Origin of the sequence: Priestia sp. YIM B13490, from assembly GCF_042787735.1 — a bacterium.
Classification (GTDB): Bacteria; Bacillota; Bacilli; order Bacillales; family Bacillaceae_H; genus Priestia; species Priestia megaterium.
The window spans coordinates 866,287-892,580 of record NZ_JBHZOT010000001.1; the positions used below are offsets into that span (position 1 = coordinate 866,287).

General features: G+C 37.6%; 32 protein-coding genes. 19 read left to right on the plus strand and 13 right to left on the minus strand.

Annotation, left to right across the window (positions count from 1 at the left end):
* Window positions 1-98 precede the first annotated feature (98 nt).
* Window positions 99-491, plus strand: a complete 393-nt coding sequence (locus ACFX4R_RS04935) for a hypothetical protein (RefSeq protein WP_162214540.1) — start codon at window positions 99-101, stop codon at window positions 489-491.
* A 23-nt stretch (window positions 492-514) separates the two neighbouring features.
* Here the strand turns inward: ACFX4R_RS04935 and ACFX4R_RS04940 are convergent, their stop codons facing one another.
* Window positions 515-871 carry a helix-turn-helix domain-containing protein gene (locus ACFX4R_RS04940; protein ID WP_013057773.1) on the minus strand — a complete coding sequence of 119 codons (357 nt, stop codon included), beginning with the start codon at window positions 869-871 and terminating at the stop codon, window positions 515-517.
* Between the two features lie 267 nt (window positions 872-1,138).
* On the opposite strand from ACFX4R_RS04940, the gene ACFX4R_RS04945 reads away from it, so the two are divergent.
* Both ACFX4R_RS04945 and aspA read left to right on the plus strand, forming a co-directional pair.
* Window positions 1,139-2,122 carry an asparaginase gene (locus ACFX4R_RS04945; RefSeq protein ID WP_043981468.1) on the plus strand — a complete coding sequence of 328 codons (984 nt, stop codon included), beginning with the start codon at window positions 1,139-1,141 and terminating at the stop codon, window positions 2,120-2,122.
* Window positions 2,123-2,142: 20 nt separating this feature from the next.
* Entirely contained in the window at window positions 2,143-3,573 is a 1,431-nt protein-coding gene (gene aspA, locus ACFX4R_RS04950; RefSeq protein ID WP_013057771.1) for an aspartate ammonia-lyase, read from the plus strand.
* 32 nt (window positions 3,574-3,605) lie between these two features.
* Here aspA and ACFX4R_RS04955 read toward each other — a convergent pair whose 3' ends face one another.
* Window positions 3,606-4,049, minus strand: a complete 444-nt coding sequence (locus tag ACFX4R_RS04955; protein WP_080781661.1) for an HIT family protein — start codon at window positions 4,047-4,049, stop codon at window positions 3,606-3,608.
* A 242-nt stretch (window positions 4,050-4,291) separates the two neighbouring features.
* Between ACFX4R_RS04955 and ACFX4R_RS04960 the strand changes: the two genes are divergently transcribed.
* From ACFX4R_RS04960 to ACFX4R_RS04975, 4 genes are all read left to right on the plus strand, one after another.
* The gene (locus ACFX4R_RS04960; protein WP_043981470.1) at window positions 4,292-4,714 is read left to right on the plus strand and encodes a MerR family transcriptional regulator; all 423 of its coding nucleotides are present in this window, start codon (window positions 4,292-4,294) and stop codon (window positions 4,712-4,714) included.
* A gap of 427 nt (window positions 4,715-5,141) precedes the next feature.
* Entirely contained in the window at window positions 5,142-5,723 is a 582-nt protein-coding gene (gene clpP / locus ACFX4R_RS04965; protein WP_013057768.1) for an ATP-dependent Clp endopeptidase proteolytic subunit ClpP, read from the plus strand.
* Window positions 5,724-5,735: 12 nt separating this feature from the next.
* The gene (locus ACFX4R_RS04970; protein WP_165574957.1) at window positions 5,736-5,900 is read left to right on the plus strand and encodes a hypothetical protein; all 165 of its coding nucleotides are present in this window, start codon (window positions 5,736-5,738) and stop codon (window positions 5,898-5,900) included.
* A 161-nt stretch (window positions 5,901-6,061) separates the two neighbouring features.
* On the plus strand, window positions 6,062-6,478 hold the full coding sequence (locus ACFX4R_RS04975) for a YhfM domain-containing protein (RefSeq protein WP_016764756.1): 417 nt from the start codon (window positions 6,062-6,064) through the stop codon (window positions 6,476-6,478).
* Window positions 6,479-6,757: 279 nt separating this feature from the next.
* Here ACFX4R_RS04975 and ACFX4R_RS04980 read toward each other — a convergent pair whose 3' ends face one another.
* Window positions 6,758-7,027 (minus strand): GlsB/YeaQ/YmgE family stress response membrane protein, encoded by a 270-nt coding sequence (locus ACFX4R_RS04980; RefSeq protein WP_043981471.1) that lies wholly within the window; start codon window positions 7,025-7,027, stop codon window positions 6,758-6,760.
* Window positions 7,028-7,377: 350 nt separating this feature from the next.
* Between ACFX4R_RS04980 and ACFX4R_RS04985 the strand changes: the two genes are divergently transcribed.
* Window positions 7,378-8,193, plus strand: coding sequence for an STAS domain-containing protein (locus ACFX4R_RS04985; protein WP_043981472.1), 816 nt, complete (start codon window positions 7,378-7,380; stop codon window positions 8,191-8,193).
* A 43-nt stretch (window positions 8,194-8,236) separates the two neighbouring features.
* Here the strand turns inward: ACFX4R_RS04985 and ACFX4R_RS04990 are convergent, their stop codons facing one another.
* A complete protein-coding gene (locus ACFX4R_RS04990) occupies window positions 8,237-8,422 on the minus strand; it encodes an aspartyl-phosphate phosphatase Spo0E family protein (protein WP_013057763.1) in 186 nt (61 codons plus the stop codon).
* A gap of 158 nt (window positions 8,423-8,580) precedes the next feature.
* Entirely contained in the window at window positions 8,581-8,844 is a 264-nt protein-coding gene (locus ACFX4R_RS04995; RefSeq protein WP_013083841.1) for a GlsB/YeaQ/YmgE family stress response membrane protein, read from the minus strand.
* A 198-nt stretch (window positions 8,845-9,042) separates the two neighbouring features.
* Here ACFX4R_RS04995 and ACFX4R_RS05000 point away from each other — a divergent pair, with 198 nt between their 5' ends.
* The 3 genes from ACFX4R_RS05000 (at window position 9,043) to ACFX4R_RS05010 (ending at window position 11,048) form a co-directional block, all read left to right on the plus strand.
* Window positions 9,043-9,807: a GNAT family N-acetyltransferase gene (locus tag ACFX4R_RS05000; protein ID WP_043981473.1), complete on the plus strand. Its 765-nt coding sequence runs from the start codon at window positions 9,043-9,045 to the stop codon at window positions 9,805-9,807.
* A gap of 143 nt (window positions 9,808-9,950) precedes the next feature.
* A complete protein-coding gene (locus ACFX4R_RS05005; protein WP_014459392.1) occupies window positions 9,951-10,427 on the plus strand; it encodes a hypothetical protein in 477 nt (158 codons plus the stop codon).
* A gap of 138 nt (window positions 10,428-10,565) precedes the next feature.
* Complete coding sequence (locus ACFX4R_RS05010) at window positions 10,566-11,048, plus strand: hypothetical protein (RefSeq protein WP_043981474.1); 483 nt, start codon at window positions 10,566-10,568, stop codon at window positions 11,046-11,048.
* A gap of 36 nt (window positions 11,049-11,084) precedes the next feature.
* On the opposite strand, the gene ACFX4R_RS05015 is transcribed toward ACFX4R_RS05010, so the two are convergent.
* Window positions 11,085-11,918 carry an STAS domain-containing protein gene (locus tag ACFX4R_RS05015; protein WP_043981475.1) on the minus strand — a complete coding sequence of 278 codons (834 nt, stop codon included), beginning with the start codon at window positions 11,916-11,918 and terminating at the stop codon, window positions 11,085-11,087.
* Between the two features lie 239 nt (window positions 11,919-12,157).
* Complete coding sequence (ytvA, locus tag ACFX4R_RS05020) at window positions 12,158-12,940, minus strand: YtvA family blue-light photoreceptor (RefSeq protein ID WP_377569012.1); 783 nt, start codon at window positions 12,938-12,940, stop codon at window positions 12,158-12,160.
* 152 nt (window positions 12,941-13,092) lie between these two features.
* On the opposite strand from ytvA, the gene ACFX4R_RS05025 reads away from it, so the two are divergent.
* The 3 genes from ACFX4R_RS05025 to ACFX4R_RS05035 all read left to right on the plus strand — a co-directional run bounded on the left by ACFX4R_RS05025 (window position 13,093) and on the right by ACFX4R_RS05035 (window position 15,187).
* On the plus strand, window positions 13,093-13,356 hold the full coding sequence (locus ACFX4R_RS05025) for a hypothetical protein (RefSeq protein ID WP_080781662.1): 264 nt from the start codon (window positions 13,093-13,095) through the stop codon (window positions 13,354-13,356).
* Window positions 13,357-13,710: 354 nt separating this feature from the next.
* Window positions 13,711-14,376 carry a cobalamin B12-binding domain-containing protein gene (locus tag ACFX4R_RS05030; RefSeq protein ID WP_034650750.1) on the plus strand — a complete coding sequence of 222 codons (666 nt, stop codon included), beginning with the start codon at window positions 13,711-13,713 and terminating at the stop codon, window positions 14,374-14,376.
* Window positions 14,363-15,187: an STAS domain-containing protein gene (locus ACFX4R_RS05035; protein ID WP_025751158.1), complete on the plus strand. Its 825-nt coding sequence runs from the start codon at window positions 14,363-14,365 to the stop codon at window positions 15,185-15,187. The genes ACFX4R_RS05030 and ACFX4R_RS05035 overlap by 14 nt, the downstream gene beginning before the upstream one ends.
* 85 nt (window positions 15,188-15,272) lie before the next feature.
* On the opposite strand, the gene pdxR is transcribed toward ACFX4R_RS05035, so the two are convergent.
* Window positions 15,273-16,706, minus strand: coding sequence for a MocR-like pyridoxine biosynthesis transcription factor PdxR (pdxR, locus tag ACFX4R_RS05040; protein WP_377569015.1), 1,434 nt, complete (start codon window positions 16,704-16,706; stop codon window positions 15,273-15,275).
* 144 nt (window positions 16,707-16,850) lie between these two features.
* On the opposite strand from pdxR, the gene ACFX4R_RS05045 reads away from it, so the two are divergent.
* Window positions 16,851-17,768 (plus strand): DMT family transporter, encoded by a 918-nt coding sequence (locus ACFX4R_RS05045; RefSeq protein WP_280559907.1) that lies wholly within the window; start codon window positions 16,851-16,853, stop codon window positions 17,766-17,768.
* A gap of 113 nt (window positions 17,769-17,881) precedes the next feature.
* Here ACFX4R_RS05045 and ACFX4R_RS05050 read toward each other — a convergent pair whose 3' ends face one another.
* Window positions 17,882-18,796 (minus strand): LysR family transcriptional regulator, encoded by a 915-nt coding sequence (locus tag ACFX4R_RS05050; RefSeq protein ID WP_013083830.1) that lies wholly within the window; start codon window positions 18,794-18,796, stop codon window positions 17,882-17,884.
* A gap of 409 nt (window positions 18,797-19,205) precedes the next feature.
* On the opposite strand from ACFX4R_RS05050, the gene ACFX4R_RS05055 reads away from it, so the two are divergent.
* Window positions 19,206-20,309 (plus strand): citrate/2-methylcitrate synthase, encoded by a 1,104-nt coding sequence (locus tag ACFX4R_RS05055; RefSeq protein ID WP_280559905.1) that lies wholly within the window; start codon window positions 19,206-19,208, stop codon window positions 20,307-20,309.
* A 55-nt stretch (window positions 20,310-20,364) separates the two neighbouring features.
* Here the strand turns inward: ACFX4R_RS05055 and ACFX4R_RS05060 are convergent, their stop codons facing one another.
* Window positions 20,365-20,829, minus strand: coding sequence for a DUF4306 domain-containing protein (locus ACFX4R_RS05060; RefSeq protein WP_230183450.1), 465 nt, complete (start codon window positions 20,827-20,829; stop codon window positions 20,365-20,367).
* Window positions 20,830-21,017: 188 nt separating this feature from the next.
* Between ACFX4R_RS05060 and ACFX4R_RS05065 the strand changes: the two genes are divergently transcribed.
* Window positions 21,018-21,902 (plus strand): diacylglycerol/lipid kinase family protein, encoded by an 885-nt coding sequence (locus ACFX4R_RS05065; RefSeq protein WP_237074423.1) that lies wholly within the window; start codon window positions 21,018-21,020, stop codon window positions 21,900-21,902.
* Window positions 21,903-21,930: 28 nt separating this feature from the next.
* Here the strand turns inward: ACFX4R_RS05065 and ACFX4R_RS05070 are convergent, their stop codons facing one another.
* Entirely contained in the window at window positions 21,931-22,494 is a 564-nt protein-coding gene (locus ACFX4R_RS05070) for a YitT family protein (protein ID WP_016764744.1), read from the minus strand.
* Window positions 22,495-22,853: 359 nt separating this feature from the next.
* Here ACFX4R_RS05070 and ACFX4R_RS05075 point away from each other — a divergent pair, with 359 nt between their 5' ends.
* Together ACFX4R_RS05075 and ACFX4R_RS05080 are read left to right on the plus strand one after the other, a co-directional pair.
* Window positions 22,854-24,023, plus strand: a complete 1,170-nt coding sequence (locus ACFX4R_RS05075; RefSeq protein ID WP_377569020.1) for an MFS transporter — start codon at window positions 22,854-22,856, stop codon at window positions 24,021-24,023.
* Window positions 24,024-24,207: 184 nt separating this feature from the next.
* Window positions 24,208-24,654 (plus strand): GNAT family N-acetyltransferase, encoded by a 447-nt coding sequence (locus ACFX4R_RS05080; RefSeq protein WP_162214534.1) that lies wholly within the window; start codon window positions 24,208-24,210, stop codon window positions 24,652-24,654.
* Between the two features lie 328 nt (window positions 24,655-24,982).
* Here the strand turns inward: ACFX4R_RS05080 and ACFX4R_RS05085 are convergent, their stop codons facing one another.
* Both ACFX4R_RS05085 and ACFX4R_RS05090 read right to left on the minus strand, forming a co-directional pair.
* A complete protein-coding gene (locus ACFX4R_RS05085) occupies window positions 24,983-25,339 on the minus strand; it encodes a hypothetical protein (protein WP_377569024.1) in 357 nt (118 codons plus the stop codon).
* A gap of 67 nt (window positions 25,340-25,406) precedes the next feature.
* Complete coding sequence (locus ACFX4R_RS05090) at window positions 25,407-26,273, minus strand: YitT family protein (RefSeq protein ID WP_013057742.1); 867 nt, start codon at window positions 26,271-26,273, stop codon at window positions 25,407-25,409.
* Window positions 26,274-26,294 lie beyond the last annotated feature (21 nt).

Consider the following 26,294-nt stretch of genomic DNA (forward strand, 5'->3'; position numbering starts at 1 on the left):
CGGGGTTTTCTGCTAGACAGATAAAAGCTTTTCTTATGATACAATAAAATGAAAGTCGCTAAAATAAGGGATAGGGAACCGAAAGAAGAGGGAGATAGATGGAATACACCGCAAAACAATTTACGCCGCAGTTAGAGCAACATATACATACAGTTGAAAGATCTATGCAAGAACTTCTCAAATCAATATATGCACAATATAAAGAAGCTTTTGAAAAAAAAGGGATAGAGATTTCTGTAGGTGTGATCCGTGAAGGGGAAAATGCTTTTCAGCCCGGTTACCACACCACTATTCAAGTGGGTATTTTGGAAAAAGATGAGTTTTTAGACAGTCTTTTTATTCCTATCTGGCACTGTGTACGCACGTTTTGGGGCATCCGTTCTTCGAGGAAGCTCCCAGGCAGCAAGATAACCGGCGAGCTGCTGGAAGAAACAGAAGAGGAAATAACAAAAGAAGTAGTAGGGTATTTAGAAATGCAGCTAGAAGATTAGAAGCACCCTGCTTCTAATCTTCTTTAAATTGAAGAAGGTGCAGTTTCTTTTTCAATTTGTCTTTTAGCACGAATAAAAGCCGTCAGCTGCTGAATTTCTTCTTGAGATAGTTCTGCACCGTCGACCGTAATCGTATGAGTTTGAGGCGATGTTAATTCGATGGGTGCATCTGAAAGAGAGTGAGGTTCTTTTTCCTTACCTAGCAAGTAGTCTGTTGATGTATCAAATAGTTCTGCGATTGTAACGAGTGCTTCAAGAGAAGGACGACGATAGCCAGATTCGTATCCTGCGTAGGTGCTTTTAGCAATTTCAAGCTGGTCAGCTGTATATTGAAGAGACCATTTTTTTTCTTTCCTGAGTTGAGCTAATCTGCTTAACATTCATGACGCTCCTTTGTAGGTGTAGTATGTAAAAAACCGAGGCATTCAGCTCGCGCGCAGATCTTTGTAATCAAACCGTGAGCTAATTTACATTTTTATTCATTATATCATTGCTGCAGAGAAAAGTGTACGCGAAACGAATAATTTTTCTCTTGATTTATTGATTTTTGGTTACTATAATTACAGGTGAAGTACGCGAAATGAATATAATTTATTTGATAGATTGTCAGGTTTTTTTACAAAAATTAAGCAAAGGGGATGTCGGTTTTGAAAAAACTATTATTGTTATCAACTGGTGGAACGGTCGCTTCACTTGAAGGTGAAAATGGACTTGTTCCTGGAATGGAGCCAGATCAATTACTAAGCTACATACCTGATTTAAATGAACACTGTCAAATTGACAGCAAATCTCTTATGAATCTTGACAGTACAAATATGCAGCCAGAATGTTGGATAGAGATGGCAAAAGCGATTGAAGAGCATTATAATGAATACGATGGTTTTGTTATTACCCATGGAACTGATACAATGGCCTACACATCGGCAGCTCTTTCTTACATGCTTCAGCATTCTAAAAAACCAATTGCGATTACCGGATCTCAAATTCCTATTTCATTTAGTAAAACGGACGCGAAGCGCAACATTGCAGATGCGATTCGCTTTGCATGTGAAGAAACAGGCGGAGTTTATGTAGTCTTTGACGGTCGTGTGATTCAAGGTACAAGAGCAATTAAGCTTCGTACAAAAAGCTATGATGCATTTGAAAGCATTAATTATCCATACGTGGCGTCTATCCATGATAATACGGTGGAATATACAAAATCCGTTCGCTCTAGTAAAGAAGAGTTGGTGGTTAATACATCTCTTTGTACGGATGTAGCGGTTGTTAAACTGTTTCCCGGCATTAAACCCGAATTTTTCGATGGATTAAAGGATGTATATCAAGGCGTTGTTGTTGAAAGCTATGGAAGTGGAGGCATTCCATTTCAAGTTCGTAACATTTTAGCCAAGCTTGTTGAGTTAACAAACCACGGTGTATCCGTTGTCATTACGACTCAGTGTCTTGAAGAAGGAGAAGACATGGGCATTTATGAAGTAGGCCGAATGATTAATCATGACAGCGTCGTTCGCTCAAAAAACATGAACACAGAAGCCATTGTTCCTAAATTAATGTGGGTGCTCGGACAAACCAAAGATCCTCACCAAGTTAAAAAGATAATGGAAACATCGATTGCAGAAGATATTAATTAAAAAAGAAAGCAGGTACAGCTATGAAACAAGAAACAGCAGGATATCGTACAGAAGCTGATTTTCTAGGAGAAAAACAAATCCCAGCAGACGTATACTACGGTGTACAAACCGCACGTGCCGTAGAAAATTTTCCGATTACGGGTTATAAAGTACATGAAGAAATGATTAAAGCGCTTGCTATTGTAAAAAAAGCGGCAGCGCTTGCAAATATGGATACAAAGCGCTTATATGAAGGTATTGGAAATGCAATTGTTCAAGCAGCTGATGAGATTTTAGCAGGTCAGTGGCATGAATACTTTATTGTTGATCCTATTCAAGGCGGAGCAGGAACGTCAATGAATATGAATGCCAATGAAGTTATTGCGAACCGTGCTCTTGAAATTATGGGAAATAACAAAGGGGAATATGGTAAATTAAGTCCTAACAGCCATGTGAATATGTCTCAGTCAACAAATGATGTATTTCCAACGGCTATCCATATTTCAACGCTGAACTTATTAAATAAACTTCTTGTTACAATGAATGACATGCATGATGTGTTTAAACGAAAAGCGCAAGAATTTGATCATGTAATTAAAATGGGCCGTACGCACCTTCAAGATGCTGTACCCGTTCGTCTTGGTCAAGAGTTTGAAGCATACAGCCGCGTGTTAGCGCGCGACATTAAGCGTATCAGCGCAACGCGTGACCACTTGCATGAAGTAAATATGGGGGCGACAGCTGTTGGAACAGGCTTAAATGCAGATCCTCGCTATATTGAAAATGTAGTCAAACACTTAGCGGATATCAGTGGTCTGCCGCTTGTGCATGCAGAGCATTTAGTAGATGCTACTCAAAATACAGATGCTTATACAGAAGTATCTGCAGCGCTTAAAATCTGTATGACGAATATGTCTAAAATTGCAAATGACCTGCGTTTAATGGCCTCTGGACCTCGTGCAGGTCTAGGAGAAATCAGCCTTCCTGCTCGTCAGCCTGGTTCTTCAATCATGCCAGGAAAAGTAAACCCGGTTATGGCTGAATTAATCAATCAAATTGCGTTTCAAGTAATGGGAAATGACCAAACAATCTCTCTTGCTTCAGAAGCAGGTCAGATGGAGCTTAACGTCATGGAACCTGTGCTTGTATTTAACTTGCTTCAATCAATCAGCATCATGAACAACGGTTTCAGAAGCTTTACAGATCACTGTTTAGCAGGAATTGAAGCAAACGAAACGCGCATGAAAGAATATGTAGAAAAAAGCGTAGGGATTATTACAGCTGTTAACCCTCACTTAGGCTATGAAGTCGTATCGCGTATTGCGCGTGAAGCGATTTTAACAGGAAAACCAATTCGTGAGCTTTGCCTTCAATACGATGTGTTAACAGAAGAAGAATTAGATCTTATTTTAAATCCATTTGAAATGACGAACCCTGGTATTGCAGGAAGTTCATTGTTTGATCGTCAGTAAAAAGAACGGCTTCCATAAGGAAGCCGTTTTTTTTATAAAGACATTTGCTGAATGACGCGGCGCATTTTCTGAGCTGTTGCAGCCAAAGCGTCATTTTTTTCAGCAAACTGGGGAATTTGCGTATAAAAATCTCCGAAACACTCCTCTTTATATCTCGGAACGACGTGCATGTGAAAATGAGTTAACTCGTTAAACATTCCCCCGTTTTGAGAGAGAGTAACTCCGTCTGGAAAAAAGAGCGTCTTTACTGTTTTTGTCATTAGCTTCGCTGCATTCATTACGGCCAGTATGTGTTCAGTATCAAATTCGTCAATTTCCACTATATGTGTTTTAGGAAGAATTAAGACGTGTCCTTCGTTAAACGGCTTGTGATCTAATAGGCACGTCACAAAGGAATCTTCAAATATTATATGTGATTTCTCTTGGTTATTTGCTAATCGACACCCTAAGCAATCTATACGTGGATTCCCCATCATATTTTCTCTCCTTTTTTAAGATAACTAAAGTGTAGCACGAGAAGTATCAGGAGAAATAGTTTGAAATATACACAGGTGTTTTTTCGCTTAGTAAAGAGAGCCCGGATATATGACCTAGGCTCTTTGTTTCGTTCTCTTCATATATTTATCTAAAATTTACCATGGTTTTAATTGTAAAAACAAAACCTTTACAGTATAATGATAGTGTAACAGTTAACTGTAACTAATAAGGGGGGGATTGTTTGAATACGTATACAGGAAAGCAAATTACGGAGTTATTAAATAATGAAGGTGCGGACTTGAACCTGCGTACGGTACGGTATTACACGCAAATAGAAATCGTTCCTCCGCTAGTGCTAGCAGGGAACAAACGCGTGTATACAGATCAGCATGTTCACTACTTTCGAGCCGTTTTAACATTATCAAAAGCAGGGGAGTCACTAGCTTCGATTCAAGAAATGCTGCGTTCAATGAGTGATGAAGAAGTAAAAAATATCGGTGCGCAGTTCCCTCTTTACCAAAGCAAACAAATTCAGAATCAAGAAATGCATCAAGTGAACGAAGATGTGTTTGTCGCTATGAACCGAAATTTATCAGCGGACGTACGGCAAAAAGTAATTGAGTCTGTTACTCAAATTTTAAAGGATCATTCATCGCATGATTAAATTAGCTGTGGCAAAATCAGTGATGGAAAAAGAAGAAGGAATGAACCACCTTTGTATTACATTTGAACGTTCGCAAGTAAAAGTAACAAACATCACGATTGATATTCAGCTGCCCGAAGGCCTGTTTAAAACGACAAACTTAAATGGATACCGGGAAAACGAACAGGGGCAAATCGAAGTAAAACATATCGACGATGAACCTCTATTAATAGAGCTCTACACGGAAGAGGCCGTTTTATATCCACAGGCAGAAATTGCAGTTGCTGTGACTTACCGCGATGAAAGCTTGCATATACAGCAAAAAAGGCATTCTCTAATGATTAAATTTACGGATGAAGATTTGATAGGGGATTCATTTTTAAATCATGAAATCAGTGCAAAAGTGAAAAAATTTGCTCATACTAATTCAGGGGAAAGAGGCGGTCACATGAACTTAACTCCATATGTAGTGGAACAAACAAGCAAAGGAGAGCGTGCCTATGATATTTATTCAAGGCTGTTGCTCGACCGCGTGATTATGCTTACAGGTGAAGTTACGGACGAGGTGGCTACTAGTATTATCGCTCAGCTTCTATTTTTAGATGCCGAAAACCCAGAAAAAGATATCAGCATTTATATTAATTCACCGGGAGGATCTATTACAGCGGGCATGGCTATTTTTGATACGATGCAGCTTATACGTGCAGACGTAAGCACATTGTGTATAGGGCTAGCGGCATCTATGGGTTCATTTTTACTAGCAGGCGGTCAAAAAGGGAAACGTTTTGCTCTTCCTAATAGCGAAGTGATGATTCATCAGCCGCTAGGAGGAGCAAAAGGACAAGCAGCTGAAATTGAGATTCGAGCAAAGCGTATTTTGCGGTTAAAAGACCACTTAAATGAACTGCTGTCTGAACGAACAGGACAGTCGCTTTCAACAATTAAAAAAGACACTGATCGAGATACATTCTTTACAGCGGATGAAGCAAAAGAATATGGCATGATTGATCAAATTTTAGTTCATCAATAAGGAGGATGCCGTGTGGAAAAAATAAATCGTTATTCAGTAGAATATGAATGGGCGAACGTGATTTTTTATCAAGAAGTAGAGGCAATGACTATACAAGAAGCAAAAGAGCGCATTCAACATACAAAAGTAAACGCTGCTATTCGCGCTGTTCATGTCATAGAAGATGTCGAATCGTAACGAAAAACTGGATCCTTTCGGGGATTCAGTTTTTTTGAGCAAATGAAGCAGGGATTTAGATGAAGAAAGGAGAATGCAAAAAGAGATTTAAAAACGAGCAGCTGGTAGCATCATTCAGCAAGAACATCTCATTTCAATTACACAAAGAAAGGTAGATGTAAATGAAAAAAGTATGGTCTGGATTAGTTGTTCTCATTGCTATTTGTTGGGTGATAACAGGATGTCAGCAAAGCAGTGCTTCAAGCGGTACTGTTGAACAAAAGCTCGTAATCGAAAAATACATAGCCGATAATCAATATGGCCATGCGGTTAAAATGAAAGACCAAAATCAAGTGCAGAAAGTGCAGCAGTGGTTAAAAGATGTATCATGGAGAGAAGAAAAAGCTGAAATGATTCGAAAACCTAACTACATTCTTCACTTTGAACCGGTGGAAACAAAAAAGGATATAAAGGTACAATCTTATCGCATGTGGGTCAACTTAGAAAACGAAACCGTTGAATTAGCTACAGATACACACTACGCACAGTTAAAGGGCAAACAAGCAAGATCATTTATTGAATTAGTAGAGCCGAAATAGAAAGCAGCTATACAACAATGTCCAATGAAAGCTAAAACTTCACTTGTTCATATCGAAGCTATCTTCACCGATATGCTTGATGATCTCGAAGGTCCAGAGCTGCTCATTACTAACGCGCTTGATATGAGGGTGTAGAAGTATTAAATGTGAGAGGTGACAAGCGGCAATTATTAAATGTAGCAATAAAGAATTACACTTACAGGTACGTCATTGTTAAAACATTTTGCTACAAGAAGTAAGGAAAAAAGAGAAATCAAGACGCTGATTTCTCTTTTTTATTCAGGCATGTCGATGATTATTATTTCCGCGCATTTTGCGTAAAACAAAACTCACAATTAAGACTAAAATAACAGCACCAATAATAGCAGGAACAATTGCGAATCCGCCGATCTCTGGACCGAAATCTCCAAAAATTAGAGAGCCTAACCATGCTCCAATGAAACCAGCGATGATGTTTCCGATAATTCCACCTGGAACATCTCGTCCCGTTAACACACCAGCAAGCCAGCCGATAAGTCCTCCAACAATAAGCATCCAAATAAATGACATATACCTAACCTCCTTTTTATAGGGAATTCCTTTTCATTCTTTCCTAAAACACATCCTGTCATGCGACATGCTTGCTGCAAACCCTTTTACATTTTTTCATCCATTTACCATATATGCCAAGATAGCGCAACATTAAACTGAAGAGTTATGTATGAGAATTCACTGTGAAAGTAACGATAAAAGGAAGGAGAGAAGTTCAGCTTATGTACGTTTTAGATTCAATTTAGCTCATTCTATTCGCAAAAAGGGACATCCGGTTCATTTTTTAAAGCTTTTTCCCTTAGTTTTACTTTTTTTAACGGTATTTGTGATATCATTTTAAGTAAACAAATTCTTAACGGGAGAACAATATGGAGTCATTATTATTAGATAAAAAGCTTAAACACATTACGAATTTAATTCTAGAAAAAAAAGAAGAGTTCTCAAAACAAAAAAGATATGAAGAAAAAGATATTCAACAACAGTTAGAACCGTGGCGCGTTCATTTAATTCAAATATATGCTGATTCTGTCTCAACAAATGATACAAAAAACTTTGAAGTGCTTGAGGAGTGGGGAAGAGAAGTAGCGAATTTACTCGTTGTCCTTCAGCTTCCTTTGGATGTAGCATTGGAAGAAATCAGCTATTACCGAAATCTTATCGGGGAAATTATTAAAGAAGAAGCAAAAACTGAAACGTTTACGTTTGATGCCTTCTATCAAGTTATTTCTCGTTTTAACGTAGTAGTAGATAAGGCCGTACACTGGGTTAGTAAATCATATATGACCGACTTTGCAAACAAAATCCAATCGGCTCGCTATGCAATTGATGAACTTTCAATTCCTGTGGTACGCATTACGAAAGAAATTGGCGTGATTCCTCTTGTTGGCGATTTAGATACAAATCGCGCTCAAATTCTAATGGAAAATGCACTTCAACACGGCAGCGACTACAAGCTAAATTGGTTGATTATTGATTTATACGCGGTTCCAATTATTGATACGATGGTAGCGGACCAAATTTTTAAAGTAATCGGTGCTCTAAGATTATTAGGAATTCAAGTGGTTTTAAGCGGGATTCGGGCTGAAATTGCTCAGACGATGGTAAACTTAGGGTTAGATTTGGCTGACATTACGACTTTCAGTAGCCTTCACCAAGCAGTGGAACACGTTAATCAAGCGGACTAATACAACATAAAAGCCCATGAGTATGTAACCATATCATGGGCTTTTATTGGTAGAAGAAAATTTGAAGCTTATTTAATAAAGCATCTAATGATTGACTAACTTGAAGTGTGTTAGGACTTGTCATTCCTTCACGGACAGCCGTTTGAATCATTAACGTTCGTGTCTGTTCGATTTCTTCTATTAGTATTTGGTACATGGATTTGTCTTTTGAGTGGGTTGAAAGCAGCATGTTAATTCCTCTTTTTTCTATAGTGATTATGGTTAAATTAACATTAATAGGTTTATTTTTCAATATTATGAAATTAAAAATAGTAAATTTTAAGAATTTTTCATATAAAAAAAGAACCTCTTTTTCAACGGAGGTTCTTTTTCTAATATAATAATTTATTAGGCATGTTTATGACTGCCACGCATTTTTCTCATAATGAAACTTACGATTAACACTAAGATGATTGATCCGATAATAGCAGGAATAATAGCAAATCCACCTACAACTGGTCCGAAGCTTCCAAAGATAGCTGAACCTAACCAAGAACCGATAAAACCGGCAATAATGTTACCAATAATACCTCCTGGAACGTCTCTTCCCGTAATTAATCCGGCAAGCCACCCAATAATACCACCTACAATAAGTGCCCATAAAAATGACATAAATATCATCCTCCTTTTTAATGATGTATTGCTTATATAGGTTAGTACCCCACTTAAAAGAAAACTATTCATAGAATAGCAAAAAAAATAAAAAAAACTTGTAAAAGGATTTAAGAACTGCGATAGAGTCATAGAAAATAGACTAACTAGTATATAATAGAAAACGGAACATAGTTTAGAAGAGAAAGGAGACATGAAGTGAAAATAAAAAATCAAAGCGATATAGTAGAACAGCACTTGATTCAGCACTGGATGTATTTTCAGCATACGAAGAAATCTGTGAAGGTGGATACGTCAGAAATTAAATGGATTTCTGCATCTCCTTACAATCGCGGCATATATGCAGGAACCCGTCACATTGAGCCTGCGTTAGGGATATGCTCTTCGGAAGGGGAGGAACCTCTATGGATTGTCGGTCCATCTTCATATGATAACCTTGGGCCAGTTCTTCATAAAAATGGATTTGTTCCTTATGAAAAATGGATCGGAATGATTCAGCACATTCAAGAAAAAGAATACATACATACAGGAGTAGAAGGGTTTCAATGTAAGCGAGTGCACACAGAAGCTGAATTGAAAGAATGGATAACGGTATACATAGACGGCTATCAAAAACCAAAAGAATATCAAGCTGACTTTCTTAAAAGGTTTAGAGAGCTTATGCAACACGCTGACCAATATCAGTTATATCTGGGCCTTTATCACAACCAGCCAGCTGTAGCTGGGTCTCTCTTTTTTTATGACGGTACAGCTGGCTTGTATTGTATCACTACAGCTAGACATATGAGGAGAAAAGGCCTGGCCACCGCATATTTGAAGGAAGTTCTTACTGAAGCAAAAAAACATGCGGATACGTGTATTTTGCATGCTACAAGTGCAGGAAAGCCAACCTATGAAAAAATTGGTTTTACAGCGGTTAACGAATTTGATGTATACAGGTGGAGAAATAGAGATGGAACGTAATGTGCTGCAGTTTGTGAGAAAAAAGACAAATTTCGACAAATTTTTAAAAAAAGTGTAGCTTCCACTTCGTTTTTGGTGTATCCTAGGAAAAAGCAGCAGCATGAGCTAGTGTTGTACATAGAACACAGATAAAAGGAGTCATTATGAAACATTTTTTTAAAACGAGCACGTTTTGGATAGGTTTGGTTGTCGGAATCGCGCTCACATTTGGGGGATATTTTACTGTTACTAGTATTTATGATTATTATTTAGGACGAGAACAGCTGAAAGTATTGACTGCCTCTCAGAAAAACCTTCAAACTGCTTTTAAAGAGTATAATCAGCTTATGGCCGAAAAAAAAACCAAAAAGCAATTTATCAATGAACTCGATGATATTTCAAATACTATAAACTATGAATATAATGAATTAGCTTCCCTTGATCCTACGATGAAAACGATGTATAAGCATACGGGCGTCATCGATGATATGGAACTGATGATTGATAATATCGATAGCATCTATGAATTAACGATGAATGATCACAAAGACGCAACAAAACCGCTTCAAACCTACGTATCTGATTTAATGGAATATGTAGAAAAAGATATGAAAAAAGAAATAAGCATGCTAAGTAAATAGAACAAAACAGCTGTCTAAACAAATAGGCAGCTGTTTTTTTGTTGATTATAAAAGGAATCTTTTGGTTGCAGGCGAAAGAGTATATTATGCACCCACTCGCTTACGTGCACCACGTTTACAAAAAAGGGAGGACATAGTATGAAGAAAGTGGTGATTATCCTATTTAGTTTGTTTTCATTAGCCGCATGTCAGGTTCCTACAGCTGAAACGCTTGAAGATTCTTATCCACCCGCTATAAAAATAATAGCGGAAGGCAAAGAAGCCATCATCAAGCCCTTATTCTTTTGCTGGACCGAATGTGAAGCTGATTTTGGCGAACGAAGAAATTTTCGACAAATTGTTATGAAAAATAGTATTCCCGTCTCTGAAGGTGGTCAAGTGTCCATTAAAATAGATGGTAAAAAACCTAATGCCCTTTATTACAAACAAATTCGTAATCAGTCTATTTATGAAAACATAGTAGAAAAAAAGGACATAAAAAAAACATCTGCTATTACAGTAGATTCTGCCTCTCACAGTGACAGTGATCGGTATATACTCGTAGCAGATTGGAAAGATAGCAAAGGGAAAAAGTTAATTGGGCGTGTCTACTACACCCCCGTAAAATTTGAAACACCATAGATATGGCTCTCTATGCTGTAATAGAGAGCCATATGCTTAACCAATAGAATTAAGTGCTTGTGCAAGAGAAGAAGTAGTTTTAACATGTTCAAATGAAAGCCCTAAACGAATGGCAGTTTGAGAAATTTCCGGTCGAATTCCAGATAAAATTGTTTGCACACCAATTAAACGAAGAGCTTTTACCAAATTAAAAATCTCTTGTGCCATCATCGTATCAATCGTAGCTACCCCGAGCAGGTCAATACATAAATGTTCAACGCCTTTTTCCGAGCATTGCTGAAGCGTGTTTTCTAAAATAAACTGACTTTTGACCGTTCCAATATCCCCCACAAGAGGCAGAAGTGCAACTTTGTTTTGAAGCATGATAACAGGAGAACTTAATTCATTAATTAACTCTTTCTGAGCGTTCAGCTGCTCTTGCGTATTTTTATGATATTCTTGAATAAAGATATAAATAGATAGATCAAAAGCTTTAACAATAATGTCATACCACATAAATATCTTATCTACGCTTACCTCATTCGAATGCAAAGAGATAAACTTCTTTAAGTAATTAACGGCAATTTTTTGGGAATTAAAATATTCTCGAATAATAAAGTGAAGAGGCGTACTTAAATGCTTTGGATCACGCGCTAGTTCTATCGACCACTGCTGAAAATCTGAAAAAAAATACTCCTCATCTCTTATAAATACGTCAAATAAATGCTGAAAATAATCTTGATTTTGCTGCTTCAGTTCTTTCACAATTGCTGGATTTTTACTCGAATAGACAGAGAACTCATTTTCATCGTCGAGCTGATTGTACCAGTCTTCGGTTAATTGAAGAGAATGTTCTTTGAAAAAATGATATAAGTCCTGATTTTTATGCATGAAGACTCTCCTTATATATGTATAGTCTAATTGATTTAATAAATAAAGGCATAAAAGCATCCCCTGATCTAGAGTGAGGATGCTTATAAATAAATCCATTATGAAGCGCATTTATTTTCCTATACGCCTTGTTTTCCCTAACTGTATACTCTCAAACCCAATTTATTAAAAAATAAACATTTTTTGACTACCATATTCATGCATTTTACCTATTTTTCATAAAGAACCACTTCTTGTGCTTATAGCTTTAGCTTGGGTAAGGCATCTTTAATGCTTTGATAGACTAAAATAAAGGACATATCATCTTCCATAGTGCTCATATGTATGGCCATGTCAGGAGAAATTCCTGTTAAAACAAGCTGAGTTCCCATGAGCTTCAGCCAATTGTAAATATTAAGAATATCACGGCCGAATGAATCATTAAATCGCGCTAACCCTGAGACGTCTAGGATTAAATAACGGTCTTTGCTGCTTGTGTTACGCGAGGTGAAGCTATTAAATAGCATTTCTATACGCCGTTCGTTTAACGTTCCGATTAATGGAAGAACAGAGATTCCTTCCTCTATTGGCACGATAGGGGTGGATAGCCTTTCAACTTCTTCCAAAGCTTGCTGTAGCTGTTCCTGGGCTGTAATCTCTATTGTTACATCTTTTTGAACGCCAATAAAGTAGTATTTATCTTCTTCTTCTATATATGTCGGGTCAATCGTTAGCTGATTATGAAAGAAAGAGCCGTCTTTTCGATAATTAACGGGCGTAACAGAGACTGATTGATTGCGGCTAATAGCGCTGCGAATTTCATCAATGTGGTGCGGGTTTGTTAGAGGCCCTTGCAGAAAACGGCAATTTTCTCCTAATACTTCTTCTTCCTTATAGCCGGTCATAAGGGAAAACCCTTGATTGAGGTAAATAATTGGGTTATCAGGCAAAGAAGGGTCTGTCACGATAACGCCAGATTGTGAGCTATGAAGGGCTTTATTTAAAATGGACCATTTTGAATCTTGAGCTTCAGGTGTAGTCAATGCATTCCCTCATTCCTTGGAATTTTTATAAAAATATTGTGACATAAACACATTAAAAAAACAATTTTCGACGCGTTTGCTCCTAGAGAAAGAATGAAGATAAGGAAAAATATGTTATAATAGTTTCAGGGGCAAAGGGAGTGTGAACAAACGTGATAACCATCAATTTATTTAATGTTAGTTTCTTTGTGATGGCGCTAGTAGGCTTTATTCTTATTTTTTGTTTGCGTCTAAAGTTTAACCGGCCACTGTCATTATTTAAATGGTCTTTTTTGTTCGGAACGGTGCTGCTGTCGCTAAGCTTATACTTGTTTATGGCGACCAGCCAATATATTCATTTGATATGCAATACAATCGGCTCAGTTATGACAGCGCTCTATCTTATCAGTATTATGGTCGGAGCAGAAGAGTCATAAATACATATGTTTGAAAGTCTATTGAAAGTGGAAAAAAGGAAAGATGCATAAAAGAAAAAGAGACGCACTTACATTCTTTTAGCCGACGAAATGATAACAACTTGAAAAACACCTCGGTACAAAATGCCGAGGTGTTTTTCATAAATAAAAGGGAAAGGAGAATATTTAGAGAAATACTAGTCATATTTTACTGAGTGTAGTAAAATAAAAAGTTATTATTCTATTTTTAGGTTGTTGCTATTGGCAACATGTGTTAGTCTAAAAGTGGTATACATTTTAGGCGATCTTGAAAAAGAGAGACGAGAAGCTTTTATTCAAGTTTCTTAAAAGCTTTACGTTTACTGAGGTGAAACAATGAAATCTCAAGTACAAAAATTTGTAGGCTATTTATTAGCTGGTGATCAAGACAGCGCTTGGGAAATTGTGCTGGAAGAAATCCAACAGGGAAAGAACAGCCTAGATATTTATGAAAATTTAATTACAACCGCAATGCGAGTAACTGGAGATATGTGGGAAGAAAATATCATTTCTGTAGCTGATGAGCATGTTGCAACTACGACATGTGATTATGTGCTAACTCGCTATCGCTTTTATAAAAAAATTCAGGGACACGCTTCAGACACCGCTCCAAGGGCACTGCTTCTATGCTTGGAACAAGAACAGCACTTCATTGGTTTAAAGATGGTGGCTTTATTGTTTGAGGAACATGGTTGGAATACTCGCTTTTTAGGGGCCAATCTCCCTCTGGAATACGCTGAGAAAATGGCTATAGAATGGAAGCCGCACATGGTAGGATTATCTGTCAGCATCCCTTATCATATTGAGAGGCTTGCTGAATACACCAAAACTTTGGACAAATTAGAACCAAGACCAACGGTAATGGTAGGAGGGCGCTTAGTTTCTCAAATTGATTTCCGTTCTTACTGTTCTGAGCATACACGCCTAATTCCGGATCTTTACCAACTAAATAACTGGTTACTCAGTTATCACAAAGGAGTGGAAGTTAATGTCGATGCTTGAATATGTTCCAATTCCTTACTTTTTAGTGGATACTGAATTTAATATTTTGGAATGGTCGCAACAATCAGGTCATTCATTTAAGCCTTCAGCTAATTTTTTAGATCTTGTAGACGTATTTAGTCAAGAAAAGGCAAGAAAGTTTTTAAGCTTGCGCCAAAAAGATTCTCGAGAATTGTCTGTAGACGAACCCCATGATGAGCAAACGCTTGTCCAAAGCCGAGGCCAGGCTATTCAGAAAGTAGAGCTCGTGATGCAAACCAATGATTCGCCTTATTCACTGTTTGAATGCTTAATTCAATGGGATAGCGATATAGGTCATTTAGTTTGTATTCGCCAAGATGAACGTATACAAGAGTTAACGAGTCTTGTTCAAGACCATCGGAAACGATTAGCAGATACAGATTTTGAACTGCTTGAACAAAAAGAACGTCTTGAAAAATCATTACAGAAAATCAAGCAATTGTCCGCTTCTTTTATTAAGTTATCCTCTAAAGTAGGACTTATACCTCTTTTTGGAGACTTAGATACAGATCTTGTAGCTGAAAATACGTCCATTTTGCAAAACTTTGCGCATGAAGGAAATTACACCACGCTTCTATTTGACTTTGGAGGACTAGATATATTAACGACCGAAGGAATTCAAGCTTTTGCAGGCTTTATGCAGTCCTTCTATCTCATGGGTATCACATGCTATATTATTGGCATGAAGCCGCACCATACGGCTGCTTTGAAAAATAGAACGTTTGGTGATCAAATTATTTATATGAATAACCTGAGTGAAATTATTGCTGTGAATAAAAATGTGAGTTAAAAGAGTGGAGGAGAAGAAAGTTATTCTTCTCCTTTTTCTGTATACACTTCTCTTCTTATAATTAAACATCTATTAAAGAATCTTTTTATATTTCAGCTGAAAGAATGGCGTTAAGACGTTGAAGTCCTGTGTTCAAATCAGTATCACTAAGGAGGGAATAGCTTATTCGAATGTAAGCATGAAGCGGTCTATGAACAAAACAAGCTTCACTAGGTAAAAAGCAGATATTGTGCTCCTGGGCTTTTTTTAATAACTCAAATGTGTTTACTTTTTGAGGCAGTTTTAACCATAAGTTGAATCCTCCTTTAGGAACTTGGAATTGAACGGATTCGGAAAGAGACGAAAGCAGATCGCTTGCATGATCTCTTCTCAGTTGCAAAGCGGTCCTCAGTTTTTCCATGTGATGTTTCATTCGCTCAGTGCGTAAAAAAGCTAGCACGGCTTTTTGAGTTAGTAAGGGACTACCAATATCCATCAGTGCTTTAACCGCATATAGCCAATCAAATACAGAACCCTGTGCATAAAGTAATCCTATTCGAAGTCCTGGAGCCAAGGTTTTACTAAACCCCTTCAAGAACAAAACATGCCCATTTTTATCAAACGTTTTGATCGGTGGAGGCACCGATATATCATCGAAATAAATCTCTCCAAACGAATCATCTTCAACAATAAAAAAGTGATACAATTCGGCCAAATCAACTAGTTCTTTGCGACGCTGTCTGCTCATTAGTATACCTGTAGGGTTTTGAAAAGAAGGGTTCACGTACAAAAGCGAAGGCTTTATTTTTTGGCAGACTTCTTCTACTAAATCAGATTGTATTCCTTCTTCATCTAGTTCAATTGAAATGACATTAACACCTTTATTGGTGAAGACATCAATTGCAGCTCCGTAGCATGGACTCTCTACTATAACCGTATCCCCTGGCTTTAAAAGCGTTTGAGCAATTAAATCAATACCTTGCTGAGCGCCACTTGTAATCATAATTTCATGAGGATCAGCTTTTATTCCTTGCTCTCTCTGTAAATAAGAAGAAAGCTCTATGCGAAGCTCACGATCTCCCTGAATTGGACCGTATGTGGCTAAAACAAGCTCATTGGTACGTAACAGACTTTGCATTTCTTGCGCTAAAAACTGATTAGGAAGGAGACGAGGGAAAAGAATAGCCTGAGAGAAATCATAATATTTACGATCACGATTTAAGCTATACTGAGAGCGCGTGATATTTACGTTTAATTCATCTTGCCATGAAAAATTATTTAATACCTTGGAAGAACCTTTAGTAACCCCTTTAACAAAAGCTCCTTTTCCTGACTGTATTACGATTAATCCTGATTTTTGTAAGAGCTGATACGCTTTTCGTACCGTTAATAAGCTTATTTCTAACTCTTGTGATAGCTTGCGTAAAGAAGGGAGCTGATCACCAGGTTTTATCATGCTCGTTTGGATGCGATAACGAATCTGCTCATAGATTTGCTGATAAATGGGGGTAGAAGATTTTTTATGTACATTAAATCTCATTGTGTCACCTAACTATTCTTTTTCTTTAGTTAACCTCAAAATAAGCATGGGCGCAACTGGAAAAACAGCAACTGTTATAGTCAAGGTTTTACTGTTATACTTCCTTTCTTTTATACTCGTGGCATATTTAAAGGAGGAAGATATATGATTATTATTAATTACGTACTTATCTGTTTTATTTTCGGCACGACATTTTTAACTATTAAATTAGGGATTGAAGCAGGAATGCCTCCACTTTTCTCAGCCGGAACTCGCTTTCTTTTAGCAGGAATCTTAGTAATCTCGTACTTTGCATATAAAAAAGACGTTCGACGCTCGTTATTATTTTCAAAAAAAGTGATGATGGTAGGGTTTTGTTTGACCTTTATGACATTTTCAACGCTCTATTGGGCAGAACAACATGTGACATCGGGTCTTGCAGCTGTTTTATCTGCTACTGGCCCAATGATAATATTGCTTATTCAAGTGATGCAAAGAAAAATGGAATTAAAAAAAGAGCAGTTATTGGCTTTGCTTCTGGCTTTTATCGGTGTTATTTGCATTTCACTTCCAAATGTGACAGCCACTATGTCTTATTCGTGGACGTTAGGGTGTATCATTATCATAGTAGGAGAGGTATTTTACGGCATAGGCAGCAATTATTCGAAAGCCTTGTTAAATGAACTAAAAGAAGTGTCACCATTTTTAATTAACGGTATTCAAATGTTTTACGGGGGAATATTTCTGCTGGTGCTATCTTTATGTACAGAGCAGATCCATGTTTCAACTATTATCCCTCGAAACGCAGTATGGTCTATTGTATATTTAATTTTTGTTGGTTCAATTGCTGGACACGGCTTATATTATTGGCTCATCGCCCAAACAAATCCGGTTTTTCCATCTACTTGGTTGTATGTATCTCCTTTAATCGCGGTGTTAATCGGCTATGTAGTCTTAAATGAAGCTATTACGCCTTCTATTATTGGCGGAGGCCTTCTTATTTTAATAGGAGTGTTTATGGCCAATCGTGAAGCTTTGGGAGTACATTTAAAAAAAGGTGTGCTATTCAAAAAGCAGCTGTAAAACAAGTCGCCATTTGCTGACTTGTTTTTAGTTGATCGCAAGACAAAAAAGATTGAAGAAAGATATAAAAGATGACTAAAAGCCTCTTCCTAATGAAAGAAGAGGCTTTTTTGTTAAGAGTTTGCTGACATCGTATGAGACGGTAAAATGATATCTTGGTCGACGAGAAAGGATAAAAGTTCCCGTGTAGCATATGACATATAGCGATCTTTTTTCAAAATGATGCCGAGCTCCCACATTGGAGTAGGTGCGGCAATTGGAATACTTTTAATAAAAGGGTTATTGATCTTTGGAAACACGGACTTTGGTAAAATTGCAATACCTAATTCAGAAGCGACTAGTTCAATAATTAGGTCCCATTGAGAACTTTCGTACGCTATTTTCGGATGAAAACCCGCTTGAATGCACTCATGAATAATGCGATCATGAAGAGAGAAATCTTTGCTGAATAGGACAAACGGTTCTTCTCTAAGCTCGCTCAAAGCAACGATTGATTTAGCTGCCAGCGGATGCTCATGATGAATGTATAAATTAAACTCTTCTTCAATAAACGGATAGACGTGAAAAAGAGGGTTTTGAATAGGCAACACGATAATGCCAAGGTCTACTTGTTCGTTTTCTACAAGTTCGACAATTCGCTTTGCGCCAAGCTCCACAAGCTCTAATTTCACCTGAGGATGTTTTGATGTAAAGTTTTTTGCAATCATCGGGAAAACAACAGTCCCTACTAAAGGAGGAATTCCTACTTTAATATCTCCTGTAGGGAGATTTCGTAAATCATCTAACAGAGCATGCAGCTCGTGAAGAGTGGATACCAGCTTTTGGCTTTGCCCATACACAATCTGTCCTGCATCGGTTAACGTCAGCTTTCGAGTAGAGCGATCAAAAAGATCTACGCCGAGTTCTTCTTCTAGTTTTTTTACAATTTTACTTAATGCTGGCTGAGACAAGTGAATTGCGGCTGCTGCTTTTGTGAAACTTTTTTGATTAACTACTTCCATGAAATGTTGCAGTTCTCGAATATCCATAAATTCTCCTCACTAGTATTCTTAGTTTTCATACTATTTATTCTATTTATCTATTTTACTTATGATTCAAATAAATGTAAACTCTTACATAAGGAAGTGAATAGTGATTCATCTAAAAATAGTACATCAAATTCCTCTAAATACGTTAGAAACCCGCATGTTTGTAAGCGTTAACAAAAAAGCACCCTCGAAGAAAATCCTAGAAAAATATTTTTTTCTCCCGTAAAACAAAGCCGCGAGCGCAGAAATAACGCGTGTTGAAATGTTCATTTTGTATACTGTTCTGACAATTAAGAAAGAGGAATAAAATGGTATAGTGCACCACTAAGGTGAGTCTATTCATTCTGCAAACGAGCCGTACATAGAAAAAAGGGCCTGTTTGTTAAAAATAATTGGGGGAGTGGTTGAGATGACATACGTTAAAGGATTAGAAGGAATCGTTGCAGCTGAAACAAAAGTAGGGCATGTTGATGGAGAGAAAGGTCAGCTGATTTATCGCGGATATTGGGCAAAAGATTTGGCGATCAATTATTCTTTTGAAGAAGTTTCTTATTTAATTTGGAACGGCACGCTGCCAAATCATGATGAGTTAAAAGTATTTAAACAAAAAATGGTGACTCATCGTACGCTTCCGGCTAATATTGTTGCATTAATGGACTGTTTGCCAAAAGATACAGAAGTGATGAGCGCGCTTCGCACATGTATCTCAGCTTTAGGAGACCCTTCATACAGCTGGCCTCCGACAAAAGAGCAGGCACTTGCGATTACAGCCGTCACACCTACCATTATTGCCTATTGGTATCGTAAAATGAATGATTTAGAAGTAGTAGAGCCTAACGAGCATTTGGATCATGTAGCAAACTATTTATATATGATTAACGGAGAAATTCCAGATCAAAGTTTGGTTACTGCACTGAACGCATATTTTGTTTTGACAATTGAGCATGGGATGAACGCCTCAACCTTCTCATCACGCGTTATTTCATCTACCGAATCTGACATGATTTCAGCTATTTGCGGAGCAATTGGCGCGATGAAAGGTCCGCTTCACGGAGGAGCTCCTTCTGGTGTTATTACCATGTTTGATGAAATTGGAAGTGAAGAGAATATTGAGCCTTGGGTTCGTAAAAAATTAGATAATAAAGAGAAAATCATGGGATTTGGTCATCGCGTTTATCGTACACATGATCCAAGAGCAGAAGCATTAAAAGAAGTATCGAAACAAATCTCAGGAGACAACGGGCTATTTGATTTAATTGTTAAAATTGAAGATAAAACCATTGAATTACTCAATGAATACAAGCCGGGTCGAGGCATTTATACCAATGTAGAATATTTCGCTGCAGCGGTTATGAAAGCGGTTGAGCTTCCGTCTGAACTATTCACACCAACCTTCACAGCAAGCCGTGTAGTTGGCTGGACAGCTCATGTCGTAGAGCAGTCAGAAAATAATCGTATTTACCGACCTCAGTCTGCGTATATAGGTTATACGCCAGTTGAACAAAATCAATAAATAAACTCGCTTTCACATAAAAAACGTCGGTAGATCCGACGTTTTTTTCATATGGTTAAATATATTCTTTTTGAGAATAAAATTGCTTTAATAAATAGAATAATCCGACTGCTAAGCATAAACTTGCTGCAGCTAAGCTAGAGGTAATCATGGCGTGCTCACCTTCGGTAGGGGTATGTGAAAGTTTATAGCTGCTGTAGCATAAGAGAGCTGTGATACATAAACAGCAGGAGCTAATCAATCCATACCGCTTTTTGAAGCCAATAATAGATAGTAATACAATCAAATAAATTCCGCTCACCATCATCATAATTGGAAACTGAGGGTGGAATTTAATTGTATATAACAAATAATCGATGTGAGAATAGTGATGAACCGCCGAGGACTTTGTTAGCCCTCCGGTCAAACTAGCTGATAAAGGTCCTTCAAGCATCGAAGAGCCGTTATACCAAGTAGCGACTGAGGAAAGTAAAAAAACAAAACAACTTGCAAATAGCTGCGTCATGCATTTTATTGACACGTATAGAAAGCTCCTCTCAATAACCATCTTTTGTTAATACAAGTCCGAAAATTATTATAGCAGGTTTTGAAAGTAAAAAAAGTACTATTGGAATGGTTTCATAAAACGTTCATATTTGAAAAGGTTTGTTTTTTTAAAAGAAAGGGAAAAAAAGTGAAACGGAAGATATGAATAGAGGAGAGAGAAAGATGAAGGCAGCAGTGATTTTGAATCCAAACGCAGGAAACAAAAAATTAGTAAATGAAATTGACTTTATATGTGATCGGTTAAACACTGCATTTGAGACGGTTACTTTATATAAAACAGAGCAACCTGGAGATGGCGCCGATCTGGTAAGGAAATTGGAAGGCAAAGCGGATGTCATTATTGGAGCAGGAGGAGACGGGACAATTTATGAGCTCATCAATGCTCTTGCTCCGCTGCAGCAACGTCCTGTATTTGCTATTTTACCTGGTGGAACGTGCAACGACTTTTCGCGTGCAATTGGAATGAATCAAAATCCTTTAAAGGCAGTGGAGCAAATTATAGAAAAGCAGACGGAGGCAGTGGATGTTGGAAAACATGGCGAAGATTATTTTTTAAACTTTTGGGGAATCGGCCTCGTAGCTGATGTATCTGAAAATATTTTGGAAGAAAATAAAGAGAAATTTGGTAAGCTCTCTTACTACATGAGCGTAGGCAGAACTTTAAATCAAGCAGAGCCTTTTCAATTAAAAATGACGAGCGAAAAAGCTTCCTATGAAGGAGAAGCTGTTATGGTGTTAATTGGAAACGGCCCTTTTTTAGGAGGAACTCGCGCTATGCTAGGAAACAGCTCATTTCAAGACGGATTATTAGATGTATTCGTTATTAAAGAAATGGGAATCGAGCCGGTTATGGCATGGTTACAAACAAGCCCTGATGAGGAACAGCTTAACCCTGAAAGCAACCTTATGCATTTTCGTGCAAAAGAAGTTCATATTGAAACTACTCCTGAAAAAACGGTAGATTGTGATGGAGAAAAAGAAACGACGACACCTTCAACGGTTACGGTTCTCCACAATCACATCAATATGATAGTCGGAAACAGATAAAAAAACGCTGGAAGTTCCAGCGTTTTTTTTATGAAGACAGCCATCGCGGAGAAGTAAAGAGCATAATCATTATGCTACTCATCGTAATAACAAGCATGGAGTAGCAAAAAGCAGTAAATCCGATAATATGTAAGCCCACTATCATAATCGTACTGTCTAAGATAAAAATGGTTATTCCTATATTGATTTTCCATTTTTTCGATACAATAATGGCAATTAAATCAAGCCCATCCGAACTGATGCCGTAGCGAAGCATCAGTCCTATTCCCATTCCTACGAGTGCGCCTCCAAGCAATGAGCTAAAGAGCAAAGGAAGCTCTAGCGTGCCTTCGAGAATAGACAGCCATTCTGTCATAAAAAAAGAAACAAATAAACCTATACTTCCGTAAAAAAAGTTTTGACGATGACGAAAAAAAGCATATAAATAGACAGGTACGTTCAAAAAGAAAATGGACAGTCCGATAGGAGTTCCAAACACATAATATACGATAAGTCCAAATCCTATAAGTCCACCGTCTAGTAAGTGATACGGAGCAATAAATCCGTTTAGCCCTAGTCCAATTAATAAGCTGCCACAGCAAATCGAAACCACCCTCGAAAAAATATTCCTCACCCTATACGTTAAATTTTAATAGGAGTACTCGTCCCTCTATGTATATGGCGAGCTTAGGTTATTTAGAAGTGAAGAAGAAGAAAAAGAAAATTATGTAAAAAGTATTGATTCTATAACTCTGATATTCTATAGTTAATCTAACTTCGTTTTCACGACAATTTCTTGATTTTTTACGATACTGTTTAACTGTTTGTATTTTTACTATATAAAAAAGGTTCGTTCTGCAAAAAGCATACGATTGTAATAATTCGATAAAAGCAAGCCGCTATATAAAAGGGGTTGATTACGTGTAGGATTCTCTTTCTTTTCAGTCATACTAAAAAGAAAGAGGGATTGTCGTGAAAAATCGTTCCGTACTTTTTTTATGGTTTGGTCAAAGTCAAGCCAATTTAGCAGATGTATTATATATTGTTGCGTTAATCAGTATTCTTTATGCTCAAAATAGTTCTCCTGTGCTGCTTTCATGCATTCCATTTACCATTACGACTGCTAAGTTTTTGAGCAGTTTTATTGTGCCTTTTCTTATAGATCGCTACAGGGCTAAGCGTATTCTTGTTGTGTCTCAGCTGTTAAAAACCAGTGTTTTATCTATGTTTTTCTTGTGGCATATGTCGCTTATCAGCATGCTGTGCTGCGTGGCGCTTATTGCTTTTTTCGATGGGTGGGCAGCTCCGGTTCAAAGCTCTATGCTTCCTCATTTAGTAGATAAAGAGAAGCTGTTGAAATGGAACAGTATGTTTAACGTCACTGATCAAACGACTCAAATTGCAGCCTATCCGCTTGGAAGCTTTCTGATCATTAGCTGGGATGCTACTGGCCTTTTATGGCTGTCATTTTCGTTATTCAGTTTGTCAATCGTATTTATGCAGGCTATTCGCATTAACGCTCATTCTTCTAAAATGAAGCAAAAACAAGGGTTAAAAGAGGGATGGAAGCTAATTTGGCATTATCCGCGCCTGCGGGTTTTATTAGTCATGGAGATTTTAGAAGGAATGGCTGCCGGCGTTTGGGCATCAGCAATTGTCTACGTGTTTGTGAAAGAGATATTAAATAAAAATGAAGCTTGGTGGGGATATATCAACAGCAGTTTTTTTGTTGGAACGGTTCTTGGAGGTTTCGTTTTGTTAAAGATTTCAGTTGAACAAGAGAAAAGTCTTTATCATATTGTAACACTAGGCAGTCTTTTATCAGGTTTCTTTACATTATTGTTCGGAGTGATGCCTGCTCCTTTTCTTTCACTTTTACTTAGTTTTGCTATTGGCATTGCCCTTCAAATAAGCGCTACATGTTCTTACACGCTTACACAAACGGCCGTTCCTTTAGAAAAGCTTTCGAAGGTACTTTCCGCTACGCTTAGCGTTTCATATGTGACGTTTGGGCTTTCGGTGCTGCTGCTTGGAGCTGTTGCTTCGCTAAATGTAACGGCGGCGTTTCTAACAGCAGGAGGACTGATTGTAATCAGCGGCTGTGTAGGTTTATTCTTGCGAAATTATGCGCTTGCTAACTAAAAAAGGTTGCTATTTGCAACCTTTTTTTAAACATCGTATTTTCTCTCATCAACCATAAGCCGTATAAGGTTGTTTGCTTTAAATACCCCTTGTGTAAAAGTAGAGAGCTTTTCACGAAAACGAAAGGAAAAAGAGTATGGCTATCGAATTATGTTAAGAGCGTTGAGCTAAAAGGAGTGATTAAATGGTTGTCATTCGACAGGCGGTTGAAACTGATCGAGAGCGACTGGCTACGTTAATGCAAGAATATATAGTGAAATTCTGTGAGCAGCCTGCCCCTTCCAGGAAAGCTTTAACTTTACATATTAAGCGCTTATTGAATAATCCTTCCTATGGTATCCAGTTTGTTGCTGAATTGGAAGGGAAACTAGTAGGTTTTGCGACGGTGTACCTATCGTGGAACACCTATTATTTTAAAGAAACAGCCGTCTTAAAAGACTTGTACGTATCTCCTTTAAACAGAGGAAATAAAATTGGTGAACGTTTGTTTAAGATCTGCCTGGCCTATTCTCAAAAGTATGAGTTTGCAGGGATGACCGCTGAGTGCAGCAGTGAAAATAAAGTGGCTCAAAACCTTTATCAAAAAATGAACGGTAAAGAAAATGCAGGGGTTCAATATCGTTTTTTTTAAGAGAAGTGCAGCTTTTACTTTTAAGACTTCTACTAAATGGCAAAAATATGTTATAGTATGAAAAGTGAAATTGATGAAAATGTCGGTGGGCTATATGTTAGATGATCGTATCAATAGTAGGGGGAAGTTGGACTAGCTGTTTGAAAGGCGGCCATCCTATTTTTAGTATAGCCGCAAGGAAGGAGCAGGACCTTGAAAAAAAATCCAATCTTAAACGCGTGGAAAATAGTAACTGCGACGGGCGGTTTTTTACTTGCGCTGTTTATCTTTAAAGTCCGAAAAGGAAGATAACCATATAAAGAAAGCTCCTCGATTGAGGAGCTTTTTATTATTTAGTAATAGGAAACTTCAAGGGAGTCACTGTTGATAAAGAACCTCTGTAAGAATGATAGGTGAAATAATGACGTGTTGGACTATAAATAGTCATGTAAAGTAAATAATCATATTTCGTTTCCATATAGAAAAAAACCCCGTCTGTGCGCAGTGTATAAAAAGAGTACGAAATCCCGAGCAGCGTTTGCTTTTGTACGCTTGTGCTTGGATTTTCTTTAATCCATTCATACAGTTCAAACACACTCACTCCTGGTGATGATTGCAGCGTATGTACTTTGTCATATAACTTATCAGATACATCGGAAACCGACTGTTTTAATTGGTGAAATAAGTTGGACATTTGTTCTTTCATAGTGGTGATCTCCTTTACCGGTAGTCAGCTATTAGCATGCTCAGAGAAATCCACGCTTATGTATAAGTTAGTGGATGGCTGATTTGAATTTGCCGCCATGCGCTTCTTGGGTATCCATAATGGTTGTAAAGGCATGCGGATCTATTTCGGAAATAATGGTTTTAAGCTTGGTAATTTCTAAACGCGTCACCACTACGTATATGACTTCTTTTTCCGTACCTTCAAATCCGCCTTTACCATACAGTTTCGTCACACCACGGCCTAGACGATGCGTAATAGCATCTGATAGCTCTTCATAGTGATTTGAAACAATAAAGGCTGCTTTTGTTTCATCAAGTCCTTGAATAATCGCATCGATTGTTTTAGAAGCAATATAGTACGTAAGGATCGAGTACATGGCCTGTTCCCAACCTAGCACAAAACCTGCCCAAGCAAAAATGAAGATATTTAAAAACATCACAAATTCGCCCACAGAAAACGGGATTTTTTTTGTTAATAAAATACCTAAAATCTCAGTTCCGTCTAACGCTCCGCCGTGACGGATGACCGTTCCTACACCTGCTCCTAACAGCAGCCCGCCAAATACAGTAGCAAGAAGCGGTTCAGATGTTACAGCTGGAACATGGTGCAACTGAGATTCTACAATGGATAAAGCAACAACTGCAAACATAGATGAAAAGCAGAAGTTACGACCAATTTGTTTGTATCCACTATATAAAAAAGGGAGATTAAAGATGATGATAAGAAGACTGAACGGCAATTTCGTTAAGTAAACTAAAATTAGAGAAATACCGATAATACCGCCATCAATTACAGAATTTGGGACTAAAAATAATTCGATAGAAACGGCAGCCAAGGAAGCCCCAATTAACATCATAATGTAGCGATAAATGAGCCGACCTGCCTTTTCCTTTTTGTGCTGTTTCGTTGTCATAAAATCTTTCCTTTCAAAATA